Below are 13,931 nucleotides of genomic sequence, written 5' to 3' on the forward strand. Positions count from 1 at the left end.
TTGCTTGAGGTGTTGGGCTAGGCGATTTCGCGCCAGTCGAGCCCGTGTTCCTGATTCGCCACCTGGAGCCAGTCCGGGTCGCACCCGAGGGTGTCGACGAAGCACTGGCGCGCCAGATGTGGCAGGTTGTTCTTGCTGCTGAGGTGGGCCAGCACAAGGTGCTGCAGGTTGTTCCAGCCCAACTCGTGCACCAGGCGCGCGGCCTGGTGATTGTTCAAATGCCCTTGCATGCCCCCTACCCGCCGCTTCAAGAACGCCGGGTAGTGACCGCGTGCCAGCAGGTCGCGGCAGTGGTTGGCCTCGATCAGCAGTGCATCCAGGCCTTGGTAGCGTTCCAGCAACAGCGCGTCGTACGAGCCCAGGTCGGTGAGCATGCCAAAACGGCGCTTGCCGTCACTGACCACATATTGCAAGGGCTCGTAGGCGTCGTGCTCTACCCGCGCGGCGTTCACTTGCAGGCTGCCGATATTCAGGCTTTGGCCACAGGCGAGAAAACCGGCCACCTCCACCGGCTTGCGCATGCCGCGCAAGGTGCCTTGGCTGAGGTAGACCGGTACATTGTAGCGCCGTGACAGCAAGCCGACCCCATGCACGTGGTCGGCATGTTCGTGGGTGACCAGCACAGCACTGAGTTGCGCCGGCGAAACCCCGAGCAGCGCCAGGCGCCGCTCGGTTTCGCGCAGGGAAAAGCCGCAATCGACCAGGATGAACGTGTCACCACTGGCGATCAGCGTGCCGTTCCCTTGGCTGCCGCTTCCGAGTACCGCGAAGCGCACTTAGCCCAGGTGGTCCTGAATGGCGCTCAGCACACGGCGGGCGACATCGGGCGGCGCCACGGTGTTGATGTTTTTCTCGACGGTGACCTGCACGCTTTCACCCACCTTGCTCAGGCGGACCTGGTAGCGCTCGGCACGGGCTTCACGCTCTTCCTTGGTGGGCTCGCTGCCGAACAGGCGGCCGAAGAAGCCCGGCTGGTTCTGCTTGTCTTCAGGCTTTTCCGACAGGTTGATGTAGTACAGGCCCAGGCTGCGGTTGATGTCCTCGACACGCCACTGGCCACCCTGCTCCAGGGCGCGGCCTACACCCGACCAGGCGCGGTCCAGGTCGGAGCCCAGGTAGAGTACCGGGTTACCGCTGCCGTCCTCGCTCAGGCTGACGCGGCTTGGCGCGTCGAAATCACGCTCAGCCAGCAGCGACACCGAACCGCCCTTCTCGGCGCTGCGGTTCATGCTGGCCAGCATTTCGTCGACCAGCAGGGCATCGGCGCCGGCATTGGCGGAGGTGGACGGGAACGCAGGCTCGGCGGTGCTGCCGGCCGGGCGCTCGACGCTGACCACATACACCTCGGAGGTGTTGCGTTGCACGCCAGGCTCCATGCGCACACGTACGCGCACTTCGCTGTCAGCGCTGCTGGCAGTGCTGGCCAGGCGCTGGCCGAGCGATGCCGACAGCTCGTCGAAGCGCTGCCAGCTGGTGTTGAATTCACCGGTCTGCGGGCGCTCTTCGTCGATACGGAAGCCGTTGTCCTCGAAGAACTGGCGGGCCACCGGCCACACCTCGGCCGGCGAGTGCTGGGCCAGCACCCAACGGCTGCTGCCGCTGCGCTGCAGGCTGTAGTCGGTGACCTGGCCAGCGCCACCGGTCAACGGTTGCGGCCGCGGCACTTCGTACTCGCCCGTGACGTTGTCATCGGCGACGTTACGCGGAATTGGCAACAGCGGGTCGAGCCGCTTGACGTTGCTGGCGTCCGGCGGCAGCTGCATGGGCGCGGTAGGGTGCGCCTGCAGGTAGTCGCTGCCGCGGTCGCGGAAATAGCCATCCTCGCCCCACAGCCAGCCACACCCACTGGTGCTGGAGATAATCAGGGCAAGGGCAGAAAGACCAGCCAGTCGCTTCATGCGGTGTACTTCCTCTTAAACCAGTACGCCGGACTGGCGCAAGGCAGTACGGACTTTGTCGTGGCAACCTTCGCTGAGCCAGGTCAGCGGCAGGCGAATACCCTTTTTCATCAGGCCCATTTCAACGAGCGCCCACTTCACCGGGATGGGGTTGGCTTCGCAGAACAGCTCTTTGTGCAGTGGCATGAGTTTTTCGTTGATAGCGCGGGCCTTCTCGGCATCGCCCGCAAGGGCGGCCTCGCACATATCGGCCATTTCGCGCGGGGCGACGTTGGCGGTGACGGAGATGTTGCCCTTGCCGCCCATCAGGATCAACTCGACAGCGGTCGGGTCATCGCCAGACATGACGATGAAGTCGCTGGCAACGCCTTCCAGGATGGCCTTGGCACGGGCCAGGTCGCCGGTGGCTTCCTTGATACCGATGATGTTCGGCACAGTCGACAGGCGGATCACGGTCTCGGCCTGCATGTCGCAGGAGGTGCGGCCCGGCACGTTGTAGAGGATCTGCGGGATGTCGACGGCTTCGGCAATGTGCTTGAAGTGCTGGTACAGGCCTTCTTGCGTTGGCTTGTTGTAGTACGGCACCACCAGCAGGCAGGCATCGGCGCCGGCATTCTTGGCGTTCTGGGTCAGGTGCACGGCTTCGGCAGTGGAGTTGGCACCGGTACCGGCGATGACCGGGATGGGCTTGTTGCTGCGCTTGACGCGCTCGACCACATGCTTGATGACCAGGATGTGCTCTTCGACATCGAGCGTGGCCGACTCACCGGTGGTGCCGACAGCGACGATCGCATGGGTGCCGTTTTCCAGGTGGAAGTCTACAAGTTTGTCGAGGCTGCCCCAGTCAACACGCCCTTGTGCATCCATGGGTGTGACCAATGCCACCATACTGCCCGCAATCATGTAACTGCTCCTGCCGGAAAAAGAGAGCGGTAATGGTACTGGGGGCATCGGCCTTGCACAAGCGAAGCAGGCGGGCGGAGCATTCCCCTCGGCGCCTTATTTCGCTACCCTTGATGCTTTGATCGGTGCAGCGCGGCCCGCCGGGCCGTCGACCTTGCTCCCGGCCAGCGTCCAAGACCTCGCATGCGAGCCCCGGGCCCTGCCGACTGGAGGCTTTCTCCCGTCCTGTACCGACCGCTCATCGCTTTAGGAATGCTGCATGTCCACCCCCACCGTCCGCGAACAATTCCTCGTCATCAGTGCCTTGGGGCCCAACCCCATGGAACTGGCCAACGTCCTCAGCCGCGCTGCTTTCGAAAACCGTTGCGCGGTGGTTACCTCGCGCCTGAGCCGCCACGGCGAAACCAGCGCCTTGGTGCTGCAGGTAGGCGGCAGCTGGGACGCCCTGGCCCGCCTTGAAGCCATGCTGCCAAGCCTGGGCAAGAAGCACGGCCTGACCCTGGACGTGGTGCGCAGCGCCGACCAGGAGGTACGCCCGCAGGCCCTGCCTTATGTAGCCTACGTCAGCGCCGCCTACCGCCCGGACATCATCAACGAGCTGTGCCAGTTCTTCCTCGACCACCGCGTCGAGCTGGAAGCCATGACCTGCGACACCTACCTGGCGCCGCAGACCGGCAGCAGCATGCTCAATGCCCAGTTCACCGTCATTTTGCCGGCCGGCACGCAAATCAGCTGGCTGCGTGACCAGTTCCTGGACTTTGCCGACGCCCTGAACCTCGATGCGCTGATCGAGCCATGGCGCCCACAGAACCCAATGTAAGGAAGCGATCATGGCTGTAGCACTCGACCAACCTGTAGCGCACTTCCAGGCCCAGGCCACCGGCGGGCAAACCGTGAGCCTGGCCGACCTCAAGGGCCGGCAGGTGGTGCTGTACTTCTACCCGAAGGACAGCACCCCGGGCTGCACCACCGAAGGCCAGGGCTTCCGCGACCAGCATGAAGCCTTTGCCGCGGCCAACACCGTGGTGTTCGGGGTGTCGCGTGACGGCCTCAAGTCGCACGAGAACTTCAAGGCCAAGCAAGGCTTCCCGTTCGAGCTGATCAGCGACAAGGACGAGGCCCTGTGCCAGCTGTTCGACGTGATCAAGCTGAAGAAGCTGTATGGCAAGGAGTACATGGGCGTCGATCGCAGCACCTTCCTGGTCGACAAGGAGGGCGTGCTGCGCCAGGAATGGCGTGGGGTGAAGGTGCCCGGGCATGTGGATGCCGTGTTGGCAGCAGCTCAGGCACTGAACAAGGCTTGAGATCGTTGGGGGCGCTTTGCGCCCCTTTCGCGACACGAGGCCGCTCCTACGACGGGCGGGACGGCCGGCAGTCCTGCAGAGCCGGGCCGGCATCATCGGAAATCGCGATGCCTGTAGGAGCGGCCTTGTGTCGCGATGGGCTGCAAAGCAGCCCCAAATTTACAGCATCGGTGACACAATAGGCTCCTGCCGCGGCCAGGCATCCAGCACAGCCTTGATCAGGGTCGCCAGCGGGATGGCGAAGAAGATCCCCCAGAACCCCCACAGCCCGCCAAACAACAACACCGCGCAAATGATCGCCACCGGGTGCAGGCTAACGGCCTCGGAAAACAGCAGCGGCACCAGCACGTTGCCATCCAGCGCCTGGATGATCGCGTACACCGTCATCAGGTAGATGAACTGATCGCCCCAGCCCCACTGGAACAGTGCAATCAGCGTGACCGGCACCGTTACCACTACCGCGCCCACATAGGGCACCACCACCGACAGCCCCACCAGCAACGCCAGCAGCGCGGCATAATTGAGCCCGAGGCTGATGAACGCGATGTAGGTGGCAATGCCGCAGATCAGAATCTCGATGCCCTTGCCACGGATGTAGTTGGCGATCTGCCGGTTCATCTCGCTACCCACCCGGTTCAGCAGGGTGCGCTGGCGTGGCAGGTAGCCACTGACCCAGCGGCCGATGAGTTCGCGGTCCTTGAGGAAGAAGAACACCAGGATCGGCACCAGCACCAGGTAGATCATGGCATTGACCAGCAATGGCAGGCTGGACAGCGAGAAGGTCAGCGCCCATTGGCCAAACTTGCCGATTTCACCGCGCACCGATTCGATGGCATGCAGCACCTGCTCGTCCGATACCAGGTGCGGGTAGCGCTCGGGCAACAACAGCAACAACGACTGCCACTTGCCGAGCATGCCCGGTAGCTCGTTGAACAGGGTGATCAGTTGGTGCCACAACAGCGGCACCAACACCAGCATGAACAGCGCCAGCGCCCCCATGAACAGGGCAAATACCAGCATCACTGCCAACCGCGTGGGCACCCGCAAGCGCTCCAGGGCATTGACCAGGCCTTGCATGAGGAACGCCAGCACCATGCCCGCCAGCACCGGCGCGAGCATGCCACCCAGGGTTAGCACGGCCGTGAACGCCAGGAACAGCAAGACCGCCAGCACCACCGCTTCTTCATCGGAGAAGTAGCGCTGCACCCAGTCGCGAAGCACTTTGAACATTGACGATCCTTGGTAAAGACTCAGGCCTTGCGCAGCCAGTAGGTGTAGGTGCCGGCCTCGGCCGTTTCCTGCAGCAGGGTATGACCGGCCAACGTGGCGAAAGTGCGGAAGTCGCGCTGCGAGCCGGTGTCGGTGGCGATCACCTTGAGCACCGCGCCGCTGGCCAGGCGGTTGAGCTCCATCTTGGCCTTGAGCAGCGGCAAAGGGCAATTCAGCCCGCTGGCGTCGAGTACGGCGTCGCAGGTCAGGGTGTCACTCATTGCAGGGTCTCCAAAGGCATTGCCAGACTGCTTGTTGGCAGGGCTGCCTAGGATAGCGCCACTGGTCGCCAACGTGTGAGCCCGCTACAGTAGCTATCTTTGACACCGACGCGAGCTTCGTGCATGAAACTACTGCGCCCTACCCTGCTGACGCTGGCCTGCCTGTTGGCCCTCCCCGGCCATGCTGACGACCTGCCATCACTGGGTGACGCCAGCTCCGCGATCGTCTCGCCGCAGCAGGAACACCAGCTCGGCCGCGCCTGGCTAAGCCTGTTGCGCGGCCAGGTCAACCAGCTCAACGACCCGCAACTCAAGGACTATGTCGAAACCAGCGTGTACAAGCTGGCCGAGACCAGCCAGCTGCAGGACCGGCGCCTGGAGTTCATCCTCATCGACAGCCGCGAGCTCAACGCCTTCGCTGCGCCCGGGGGCATTGTGGGGGTCAACGGCGGGCTGTTCCTCAACGCACAGACGGAAGGCGAATACGCCTCGGTGCTGGCGCACGAACTGGCGCACTTGTCGCAACGCCACTTCGCCCGCGGCGTAGAGGCCCAGCAACGCATGCAACTGCCGATGATGGCAGCGCTGCTGGCCGGGATCGTACTGGCGGCGGGGGGCGCTGGCGACGCCGGCATCGGCATGATCGCCGGCACCCAGGCGGCGGCCATTCAGGAGCAGCGCCGGTTCTCGCGGCAAAATGAGCAGGAAGCGGACCGCATCGGCATCCTGAACCTGGAAAAGGCCGGCTACGACCCACGCAACATGCCAACCATGTTCGAGCGCCTGGCCCGCCAGTATCGCTATGACGCCAAGCCACCGGAATTTCTGCTGACGCACCCGGTGACCGAGTCGCGGATCGCCGACACCCGCAACCGCGCCGACCAGGCGCCACCGGGCGGCATCGAAGACAGCGCACGCTACCAGCTGATTCGCGCCCGCGTGGCGCTTATCTACGAAGGCACCCCGGGGCTGGCGGCCAAGCGCTTCCGTGCCCAGCTCGACGAAGACCCCAAACTCGATGCTGCACGCTATGGCCTGGCCCTGGCGCAGATCAAGGGCGGCCAGCTGAACGAAGCGCGGGAAATGCTCAAGCCGCTACTGGCCAAGGCGCCCAACGACATCACCTACAACCTGGCGCAGATTGACCTGGACATCACCAACAACCGCCTGGCCGATGCCCAGCAGCGCGCCGAGCGCATGCAGCAGCTATACCCCGGCAATTACCCGCTGAAACAGGTGCGCGCCGATTTGCTGGTGAAGCTGAACAAGCCTGCCGAAGCCGAAAAAGTGCTGGACGAGCTGGTGAAAAGCCGGCCGGATGATCCGGACGTGTGGTACGACATGGCCGAGGTGCGCGGTTTGTCGGGCAATACCATCGGCTTGCACCGGGCGCGGGCAGAGTACTTCACCTTGGTGGGGGACTTTGACCAGGCGATCCAGCAGCTGGATTACGCCAAGCGCCGGGCCGGCGGGAATTTCCCGCTGGCTTCGCAGATTGACCAGCGCCAACGCGAGATCATGGAGCAGCAGCGCATGGTCCGGGACATGATGGGGCGCTGAGCCCCGCGCCGGCCTTGGGTCACGATTGGGCTGCTGCGCAGCAGCCCCGGCCATTACGCCGCGTCGTGTTTGCTGACCGGCTGCTGGATGAACCGCAACATCCACTCGCCCACCAGGTCGCCCTGGTGCTCGCTGGCCAGGCTGGCCACCGCCTTCTGGTACACCTCATCACCCAGGTATTCCTGGCGCGCATCGAGCAGCGCGCGGGAGTAGTCGTGGACAAACTCCGGGTGGCCCTGGAAGCACAGCACCTGGTCGCGGATGTGATACGCCGCATTCGGGCAGAAATCGCTGGAGGCAATAACCGTGGCGCCTTCCGGCAGTTCGGTCACCTGGTCCTGGTGGCTGATCAGCAAGGTCAGCTCCGACACCTCAGGGTCCATCCACGGGGCGTGCGCCGCCAGCGAGTAGCGGTGAATGCCCACGCCCCAGCCCTTGTCGGCACGCTCGGCCTTGCCACCCAAGGTCAACGCAAGCAGCTGGTGGCCAAAACACACACCCAGCAATTTCTCGCCACGCGCGTAAAGCTTCAACAGGTAGGCCTTGAGCGTCTGGATCCAGGCATCGGTACCAAACGAGTCTGCCTTGCTGCCCGTGACCAGGTAGGCATCGAACACTTCGCTGTCGGCGGGGTAATCGCCGTTCATCACGTTGTACACACGAAACTCTGCGGCGATCGGCTGCCGCGAGAACAGCTGCTCGAACATCCTGCCGTAGCCCTGGTATTGCGCCGTCAATTCCGGCCGCAGAACATCGGTCTCAAGGATGCAGATGCGTAACGACATAGGATTAGTCCTGAACGACATGGGTGGGAATCTGCTGTAGAGCCTGACGCGAAAGGCACGTACAAGCAAGTAGGCGGCACTGACGAACGGTCACATTTTGTCGGCGCGCCGTGGATGGCTGCGCCACCGTCTAGCGAGAGCATGCTAGCGAGATGGCACATGGCCTCATAGCCATGAGGCCTCAAAATCTTGACAATTAGAACAAAGAGTTCTCGAACATGGATAACGCACACCCTACTGTTGGTTGTATATCCACTAACAAAAGGCAGGCAGTAAAGGCGCCACACCACGCTACTGCGATCGACCCGAAGCGCGACAAGGAAGCCAACGGGTACTCAGGAATAACAACAAGAAGGCGGTCCGCCATGTTCAGACATTCGAAAATTCGCCAAGCCGGGCTTATTTTATTCGCCACCACATTGCTGCTGATCGTGCCGAACCTGACACGGTTGTTCGGCTGACTGCAGCAGTGGCGTCAACGGGCAGTGCGCAGGTAACCTGCTGGCCTCTCTGGTCGGAGTGTACCCATGCGCCATTGCCTTGCCCTTCTTGCGCTGCTGCTGAGCCTGCCACTGCCGGCGGCACAACTGCGCCTTGAACTCGGAGCTACCCAGCGCCAGTGGAGCAGCGAAGAACTGCTCAGCCACCCGCAAGCGCAGACCATCCGCATCGCGCAGGACGTAGCCTACAAACGCCCCATGCAGTACCGGGCGGTACCGTTGGCTGCGCTGTTGCCTGGCGTTACCGCCAGCGACCACCTGCAAGCGGTGGCGCTGGACGGTTTTGCCGCAGAAATGCCCGCTGCGCCGCTGTTGCAGAAAGGCCCGGCGCAGGCCTGGCTGGCCGTGGAAGACCCCGACCAACCTTGGCCACCGCTGGGTGCAGGCAAACCTGGCGCTGGGCCATTCTACCTGGTATGGACAGCAGCGCAGGCCGGCGGTATACGCCCGGAGCAATGGCCTTTCCAGATCGCAACCTTGCGCCAGCTCGCCCCGGTTGCCCAGCGGTACCCGGCACTGCTGCCCGACCCGGCGCTACCCGCCAACAGCCCGATACGCCAAGGCTTTGCCCTGTTCCAGCAAAACTGCATGGCCTGCCACCGCCTGAACGGCGCGGGGGATGCGCAGGTTGGGCCGGACTTGAATGTGCCGCACAACCCCACCGAGTACTTTCAGCCGGGTTATTTGCGCATGTTGATCCGCGACCCGCAAAGCCTGCGGCAGTGGCCACAGGCGAAGATGCCGGGCTTTGCCGAAAGCGTGCTGAGCGACAAGGAGCTGGATGCGCTGCTGGGCTATCTGCACCATATGGCCAAGCGCAAGCGTTAGTGGCTGCTTAGGGTAAACCCGCCCCTGCCTGGCGCGGGTGTGCCTGAGGTGATGGCCACGCAGGGCTGCTAGGCCGTGAGCCGCTCGTGCTTGACCCCCCAACCCTCCACCTCGCCGCCATAGGGCGTCACCAACTGCTCGAAGGCCTCTTCAAAGTCGCCAATCCCACAATAGGTGGCATACATGACCTTGCTCAGTTCCAGGTGCCAGCCACCGTCGCCCTCCTTCACCTGGGCATTGAGCGATTCGCCGCGAAACTGCCTGGCAGCACGGCGCGCCCCGGCTTCGTCGGGGAATACGGCATAGAACTCGATGGGGTGGATCTGGGTGAAGTCGAAACCGCCTGCTTTCATCTGGCGCAGGACGTTGCTGCTGATATCGTCGTTCTGGCTGCTCATGAAACGTCCTCCTGAATAATGCAATGGATAGACTTTCCGTGCTACTGCGCACCTGCCGGCAGCGGCCGGGCAGTACGAGCTGATGCAAGACGCGAATGTATGCGGTGCCAGCCCGCATAATAGGCAAGCACCTGCTGACAGCGTAGCGCCTGCCAAGGCACCACGCAATCGTGTGGGTTAGGGCTGTTCCTCAATGCTTTTGATCATTACGCCGCTGTGCTCACGCAGCCAGCGTGCAGTGGGGGAAATGCTGCGGTCCTGGAAGTCGTTGAGGTCCAGCTCGGCCATTACCGGAAACAGGTGAGAACGAATGGCCCTCGCCGCCTCTTCCTCGCTAGGACGATGCTCGGCTTTCAACACCAGAGTGGACGGTTCGCCCTTCTGGTCGGCAAAAATGACTTCCCACTCTTTCATCTAACGGACCCTCTGAGTCAAGGAACACAGGGTGTGTGTTACGCCTGAACAACTGACCTTGGGGCAGGGAGAATGTTCAGTAGGATGAAAGCGGCAGGCGCCGAAACGTGGGGGCCCCATCGCGACCCAGGGCCGCCCACAGGGGTAGCGCCAGCACGAAGCTGGCGCAGCCACTGTGGCAGCGGGTGAACCGCGAGCTTTTACTTCGGAGTGCCGTGCACCACACCGGCGGTGTTGTCCAGCAGGCTCTTGGTGGCGGTCTGGATGTACGCTTCAAGCTGCTTGAGCAATTGCGGCTGGTCGGGGCTTTCGATCAGCTCGGCCTTGAACTCGCTGCCCAACTGGTAGCGGTACATGCGCGGGGTCATGTCCTTGGACTCGATCAGAATGCGGTCGCCCTGTACCAGGCCAACGATCTGTTCGCTGCCCGACGGCTTGATCATGCCCACGCCCTGGTCGCCCTCAGGCAGGTTGAGCAGGTCACGCCCCCAGCACTGGTGGCGGGCCTTGCCACCCAGGCGGCCCATGATGGTCGGCACGATGTCGACCTGGGTGCCCACGGTGTGGTTGACCGCACCGAACTTCTCCTGGATGCCCGGGGCAATCAGCAGCAGCGGCACGTTGAAACGGCCCAGGTCCAGCTCGGTGACCTGCTGGTGGTTACCGAAACCGTGGTCGCCAACGATCACGAACAGGGTGTCCTTGAAGTACGGCTCTTTGCGCGCCTTCTCGAAGAACTGGCCCAGCGCCCAGTCCGAATAACGCATGGCGGTCAGGTGCTCGTCCAGGCGCCCCTGGCCGGTCACCTTCTCGACGGGCAGGTCTTTGGGCAGCGCATACGGGGTGTGGTTGGACAGGGTCTGCAGCAACGCATAGATCGGCTTCTTGCCATCGTGCTTGGCCAGCTCCTCGTTGCCGCGGTCGAACATGTCCTGGTCGGACACGCCCCAGGTGGGGTCGGAGAACACCGGGTTGACGAAGTCGTTACGGCCAATGAAGGTGGTCATGCCCTGGTTGCCGAAGAACCCGGACTGGTTGTCCCAGGCGAAGTCGCCGTTGTAGACGTAGACGTCGTCGTAGTCACGGGCGCTGAGCAGGGCTGGCAGGCCCGACAGCTTGTGGCCGCCTTCCGGGGTTTGCATCAGGTACTCGAAGCCCGGCAGGTTGGGGAAGCACGCCATGGTGGCGAACATGCCCTGGTGGGTGTGCGTGCCGTTGGAGAAGAAGCGGTCGAACAGCAGGCCCTCTTTGGCCAGCTTGTCGAAGTACGGGGTGATGTTGTTCGGGCTACCCAGCGCACCGACCGAGTGGCCGGCAAAGCTTTCCATCAGGATCACCACCACGTTCTTGACCGCCAGGGTGCGCTCGGCCGGCGGCAGGAAGTCGCGGCGCACGGCAGCTTCGTCGGCATCAACCAGGGTGTCGTTCGGGGTCAGCAATTGCTTGCGCACGGTTTCGGTGGCCAGGCCCTGCTCCAGTACCGGCTTCCAGATGTTGGCGCGGTCTTCGCCGAAGCGGCTCTTGGCGGCGTCGATCAGGGTCAGGGTGCCGTTCAGGCCCAGCTGGTTGACGAAGTTGGAGTCGGTGGTGAACGCATCGCCCCAGCGCATCGGCGGGCCTTGGCGCAGCGTGCCACGGGCGGCGACCACGGCCACCAGCAAGACCACCATGAACACGGCCAGGCGGTTGTACCACGGCGCCACGCGTTGTGCGCCCTGGCCCCGGGTGATGCGGTCGATGCCCTTGAACAGCAGGCTCAGCAGCCAGGTGCCGAAAGCCCAGGCCAACAGGTAGCGCACCACCGGGAAGCCGTACCAGAGCATGCTCAGTACGGTTTTCGGGTCTTCCTTGATGTACTGGAAGACCAGGCCGTTGAGGCGCTGGTGGAACTCGCGGTAGAAGTCCATTTCCATCAGGCCAAGGAACATCACCACGCTGGAGGTGAGTGTCAGCCAGAAACGGAACACCCCTCGCCGGGCCATGGCCCAGGGGCTGAGCATGGCCAGCAACAGCGGAATGCTGAGGTACACCACCACCCGCAGGTCAAAGCGCAAGCCATTGATGAAGCCTTCGGCGACGGTGGAGTAAGGGGTATCGCCGACCATATCGCTGTTGTAGACCAACAGCGCCAGGCGCACGAGGCTGAGCATCAGCATGATCACCAGGCCGCTGAGCAGCGTGTAGGCCAGGTGGGATTTCAGGGTGGGCGAGAACGGTGCTCGCGCGCCCCGTTGCTTCAAGGCGTCCGTGTTAGCCATGAATGGGAAGGTCCTAGGATTGCGGGTTGCGAAGAGGGCGCTGGCACTGGGCCAACGCAGCATTGTGCGGGTGCGGATTCTGTTTAAACCAATGTGAAAATTTTGTCACGCGGGTGTTGCCGCTTTTGTCTGTTCCGGCCCTATCGCCGGCAAGCCGGCTCCCACAGGCCCCCACAATGCCTGGGGCTGTGGAGACCCTGTGGGAGCCGGCTTGCCGGCGATAGGGCCAGCACAGGCATTCAGATCCGCACATTCCCCCGCGGCCCGGCGATTGCCCAGATCACCAGGCCCACCACGGGCAGCAGTGCGATCAGCAGAATCCACAACACCTTGCTGCCCACCTCGCTGCCGCTCTTGATCACGTTGAGGATGGCCCAGATATCCAGCGCCAGAATGATCAGCCCAACCAGGCTGTTGAATGTCGACCCCATGCTTTGACTCCCTTTCAGAGGCTGTGCTGCACAGCATAGTCAGCTATCACGCCAATAGAAGGGAATCCTTGGCGGTGGCGGCAGGTCCCTGAGTAAACTGCCAGCAGCCATTGAACCGAGGTCCGCATGCCCGTCGCACAGCCGCAAAGCCCTACCCCACCCTCGCTGCGCAATGCCTGGCGCCAACAGGTCGTGAATGCCCCGTGGCTCAGCGCCGGGCTGGCGCTGAGCCTGCTGGCGGTTTGTGCATTGCTGGCGGCCAGCTTCTGGAACGCGGTGAACGGCGACCATGCCGACAACCTGCACCTGGCGCTGCTGGGCGGGTTGTCCGGGTTCGGCGCCACGGCACTGGGGGCAGTGCTGGCGGTGGTGCTGCGCGATGTGAGCGCACGCACCCAGGACGTGATGCTGGGCTTCGCCGCCGGCATGATGCTGGCAGCCAGTTCGTTTTCGCTGATTCTGCCGGGGCTGGACGCCGCCCGCGAAATCACCGGCAGCGGCCCGGCGGCGGCGTTCACCGTGGTACTGGGCATGGGCCTGGGCGTGCTACTGATGCTGGGCCTGGACCGCTTCACCCCGCACGAGCATGAAAGCACCGGCCCGTGTGGCCCCGATGCCGAGCGCATCAACCGGGTGTGGCTGTTCGTGCTGGCGATTACCTTGCACAACCTGCCGGAGGGCATGGCGATTGGCGTGAGCTTTGCCAACGGCGACCTGAACATCGGCCTGCCGCTGACCAGCGCCATTGCCATCCAGGACATCCCCGAAGGCCTGGCCGTGGCGCTGGCCTTGCGCGCTACCGGCTTGTCGAACTTCAAGGCCGCACTGGTGGCGATTGGTTCGGGGCTGATGGAACCGCTGGGGGCGGTGATCGGGCTGGGTATCTCGACCGGCTTCGCCCTCGCCTACCCCATCAGCATGGGCCTGGCGGCGGGGGCGATGATCTTCGTGGTCAGCCACGAAGTGATTCCCGAAACCCACCGCAACGGGCACCAGACGGCGGCGACCCTGGGGTTGATGGGTGGGTTTGCGGTCATGATGTTTCTGGATACCGCGCTGGGCTGAAGTTTTGGGTTGGCTGTACAGGCCCTATCGCTGGCAAGCCAGCTCCCACGGGGATCGCATCAGGGCTGACAGGTGTTTGCCACAAGGTATGCAGCGC

16 protein-coding genes are annotated in these 13,931 nt (G+C 63.4%); 6 read left to right on the plus strand and 10 right to left on the minus strand.

The window, feature by feature from the left end; genetic code table 11:
* Nucleotides 1–17 precede the first annotated feature (17 nt).
* The 3 genes from EGJ22_RS18770 to dapA are packed head-to-tail and all read right to left on the minus strand — an operon-like array spanning nt 18 to nt 2,801.
* Nucleotides 18–776: an MBL fold metallo-hydrolase gene (locus tag EGJ22_RS18770; protein ID WP_125920338.1), complete on the minus strand. Its 759-nt coding sequence runs from the start codon at nt 774–776 to the stop codon at nt 18–20.
* Entirely contained in the window at nt 777–1,898 is a 1,122-nt protein-coding gene (gene bamC / locus EGJ22_RS18775) for an outer membrane protein assembly factor BamC (protein ID WP_009682010.1), read from the minus strand.
* A 15-nt stretch (nt 1,899–1,913) separates the two neighbouring features.
* Nucleotides 1,914–2,801 carry a 4-hydroxy-tetrahydrodipicolinate synthase gene (dapA, locus tag EGJ22_RS18780; RefSeq protein WP_009682011.1) on the minus strand — a complete coding sequence of 296 codons (888 nt, stop codon included), beginning with the start codon at nt 2,799–2,801 and terminating at the stop codon, nt 1,914–1,916.
* Between the two features lie 259 nt (nt 2,802–3,060).
* Here dapA and EGJ22_RS18785 point away from each other — a divergent pair, with 259 nt between their 5' ends.
* Both EGJ22_RS18785 and EGJ22_RS18790 read left to right on the plus strand, forming a co-directional pair.
* A complete protein-coding gene (locus EGJ22_RS18785) occupies nt 3,061–3,621 on the plus strand; it encodes a glycine cleavage system protein R (RefSeq protein ID WP_009682012.1) in 561 nt (186 codons plus the stop codon).
* Between the two features lie 10 nt (nt 3,622–3,631).
* Nucleotides 3,632–4,105 (plus strand): peroxiredoxin, encoded by a 474-nt coding sequence (locus EGJ22_RS18790; protein ID WP_125920339.1) that lies wholly within the window; start codon nt 3,632–3,634, stop codon nt 4,103–4,105.
* A 159-nt stretch (nt 4,106–4,264) separates the two neighbouring features.
* On the opposite strand, the gene EGJ22_RS18795 is transcribed toward EGJ22_RS18790, so the two are convergent.
* Nucleotides 4,265–5,335, minus strand: coding sequence for an AI-2E family transporter (locus EGJ22_RS18795; protein ID WP_029887111.1), 1,071 nt, complete (start codon nt 5,333–5,335; stop codon nt 4,265–4,267).
* A 20-nt stretch (nt 5,336–5,355) separates the two neighbouring features.
* Nucleotides 5,356–5,595 (minus strand): sulfurtransferase TusA family protein, encoded by a 240-nt coding sequence (locus EGJ22_RS18800; protein WP_009682015.1) that lies wholly within the window; start codon nt 5,593–5,595, stop codon nt 5,356–5,358.
* A 123-nt stretch (nt 5,596–5,718) separates the two neighbouring features.
* Here EGJ22_RS18800 and EGJ22_RS18805 point away from each other — a divergent pair, with 123 nt between their 5' ends.
* Nucleotides 5,719–7,155, plus strand: coding sequence for a M48 family metalloprotease (locus EGJ22_RS18805; protein ID WP_029887110.1), 1,437 nt, complete (start codon nt 5,719–5,721; stop codon nt 7,153–7,155).
* Between the two features lie 53 nt (nt 7,156–7,208).
* Here the strand turns inward: EGJ22_RS18805 and EGJ22_RS18810 are convergent, their stop codons facing one another.
* A complete protein-coding gene (locus EGJ22_RS18810) occupies nt 7,209–7,940 on the minus strand; it encodes an amidotransferase (protein WP_029887109.1) in 732 nt (243 codons plus the stop codon).
* 218 nt (nt 7,941–8,158) lie between these two features.
* Between EGJ22_RS18810 and EGJ22_RS18815 the strand changes: the two genes are divergently transcribed.
* Entirely contained in the window at nt 8,159–8,401 is a 243-nt protein-coding gene (locus EGJ22_RS18815) for a hypothetical protein (protein ID WP_125920340.1), read from the plus strand.
* Between the two features lie 66 nt (nt 8,402–8,467).
* On the plus strand, nt 8,468–9,268 hold the full coding sequence (locus EGJ22_RS18820; RefSeq protein ID WP_125920341.1) for a cytochrome c: 801 nt from the start codon (nt 8,468–8,470) through the stop codon (nt 9,266–9,268).
* Nucleotides 9,269–9,336: 68 nt separating this feature from the next.
* Here the strand turns inward: EGJ22_RS18820 and EGJ22_RS18825 are convergent, their stop codons facing one another.
* The 4 genes from EGJ22_RS18825 to EGJ22_RS18845 all read right to left on the minus strand — a co-directional run bounded on the left by EGJ22_RS18825 (nt 9,337) and on the right by EGJ22_RS18845 (nt 12,769).
* On the minus strand, nt 9,337–9,666 hold the full coding sequence (locus EGJ22_RS18825; RefSeq protein ID WP_054881731.1) for a ribonuclease E inhibitor RraB: 330 nt from the start codon (nt 9,664–9,666) through the stop codon (nt 9,337–9,339).
* A gap of 177 nt (nt 9,667–9,843) precedes the next feature.
* A complete protein-coding gene (locus tag EGJ22_RS18830; RefSeq protein WP_009682021.1) occupies nt 9,844–10,080 on the minus strand; it encodes a hypothetical protein in 237 nt (78 codons plus the stop codon).
* 200 nt (nt 10,081–10,280) lie between these two features.
* Nucleotides 10,281–12,338, minus strand: coding sequence for an LTA synthase family protein (locus EGJ22_RS18835; RefSeq protein WP_115293549.1), 2,058 nt, complete (start codon nt 12,336–12,338; stop codon nt 10,281–10,283).
* 239 nt (nt 12,339–12,577) lie between these two features.
* The gene (locus tag EGJ22_RS18845; protein ID WP_009683250.1) at nt 12,578–12,769 is read right to left on the minus strand and encodes a PLDc N-terminal domain-containing protein; all 192 of its coding nucleotides are present in this window, start codon (nt 12,767–12,769) and stop codon (nt 12,578–12,580) included.
* A gap of 126 nt (nt 12,770–12,895) precedes the next feature.
* On the opposite strand from EGJ22_RS18845, the gene EGJ22_RS18850 reads away from it, so the two are divergent.
* Complete coding sequence (locus EGJ22_RS18850) at nt 12,896–13,834, plus strand: ZIP family metal transporter (RefSeq protein ID WP_009683249.1); 939 nt, start codon at nt 12,896–12,898, stop codon at nt 13,832–13,834.
* The last annotated feature ends 97 nt before the right edge of the window (nt 13,835–13,931 follow it).

Source organism: Pseudomonas sp. p99-361 (assembly GCF_003935475.1).
GTDB classification, from domain to species: Bacteria; Pseudomonadota; Gammaproteobacteria; order Pseudomonadales; family Pseudomonadaceae; genus Aquipseudomonas; species Aquipseudomonas juntendi.

Coding starts and splice junctions, on each gene's coding strand:
- EGJ22_RS18850 (WP_009683249.1), top strand. CDS start 12,896: ATGCCCGTCGCACAGCCGCAAAGCCCTACCCCACCCTCGCTGCGCAAT.
- EGJ22_RS18805 (WP_029887110.1), top strand. CDS start 5,719: ATGAAACTACTGCGCCCTACCCTGCTGACGCTGGCCTGCCTGTTGGCC.
- dapA (WP_009682011.1), bottom strand. CDS start 2,801: ATGATTGCGGGCAGTATGGTGGCATTGGTCACACCCATGGATGCACAA.
- EGJ22_RS18795 (WP_029887111.1), bottom strand. CDS start 5,335: ATGTTCAAAGTGCTTCGCGACTGGGTGCAGCGCTACTTCTCCGATGAA.
- EGJ22_RS18815 (WP_125920340.1), top strand. CDS start 8,159: ATGGATAACGCACACCCTACTGTTGGTTGTATATCCACTAACAAAAGG.
- EGJ22_RS18810 (WP_029887109.1), bottom strand. CDS start 7,940: ATGTCGTTACGCATCTGCATCCTTGAGACCGATGTTCTGCGGCCGGAA.
- EGJ22_RS18825 (WP_054881731.1), bottom strand. CDS start 9,666: ATGAGCAGCCAGAACGACGATATCAGCAGCAACGTCCTGCGCCAGATG.
- EGJ22_RS18785 (WP_009682012.1), top strand. CDS start 3,061: ATGTCCACCCCCACCGTCCGCGAACAATTCCTCGTCATCAGTGCCTTG.
- EGJ22_RS18790 (WP_125920339.1), top strand. CDS start 3,632: ATGGCTGTAGCACTCGACCAACCTGTAGCGCACTTCCAGGCCCAGGCC.
- EGJ22_RS18820 (WP_125920341.1), top strand. CDS start 8,468: ATGCGCCATTGCCTTGCCCTTCTTGCGCTGCTGCTGAGCCTGCCACTG.
- bamC (WP_009682010.1), bottom strand. CDS start 1,898: ATGAAGCGACTGGCTGGTCTTTCTGCCCTTGCCCTGATTATCTCCAGC.
- EGJ22_RS18845 (WP_009683250.1), bottom strand. CDS start 12,769: ATGGGGTCGACATTCAACAGCCTGGTTGGGCTGATCATTCTGGCGCTG.
- EGJ22_RS18830 (WP_009682021.1), bottom strand. CDS start 10,080: ATGAAAGAGTGGGAAGTCATTTTTGCCGACCAGAAGGGCGAACCGTCC.
- EGJ22_RS18800 (WP_009682015.1), bottom strand. CDS start 5,595: ATGAGTGACACCCTGACCTGCGACGCCGTACTCGACGCCAGCGGGCTG.
- EGJ22_RS18835 (WP_115293549.1), bottom strand. CDS start 12,338: ATGGCTAACACGGACGCCTTGAAGCAACGGGGCGCGCGAGCACCGTTC.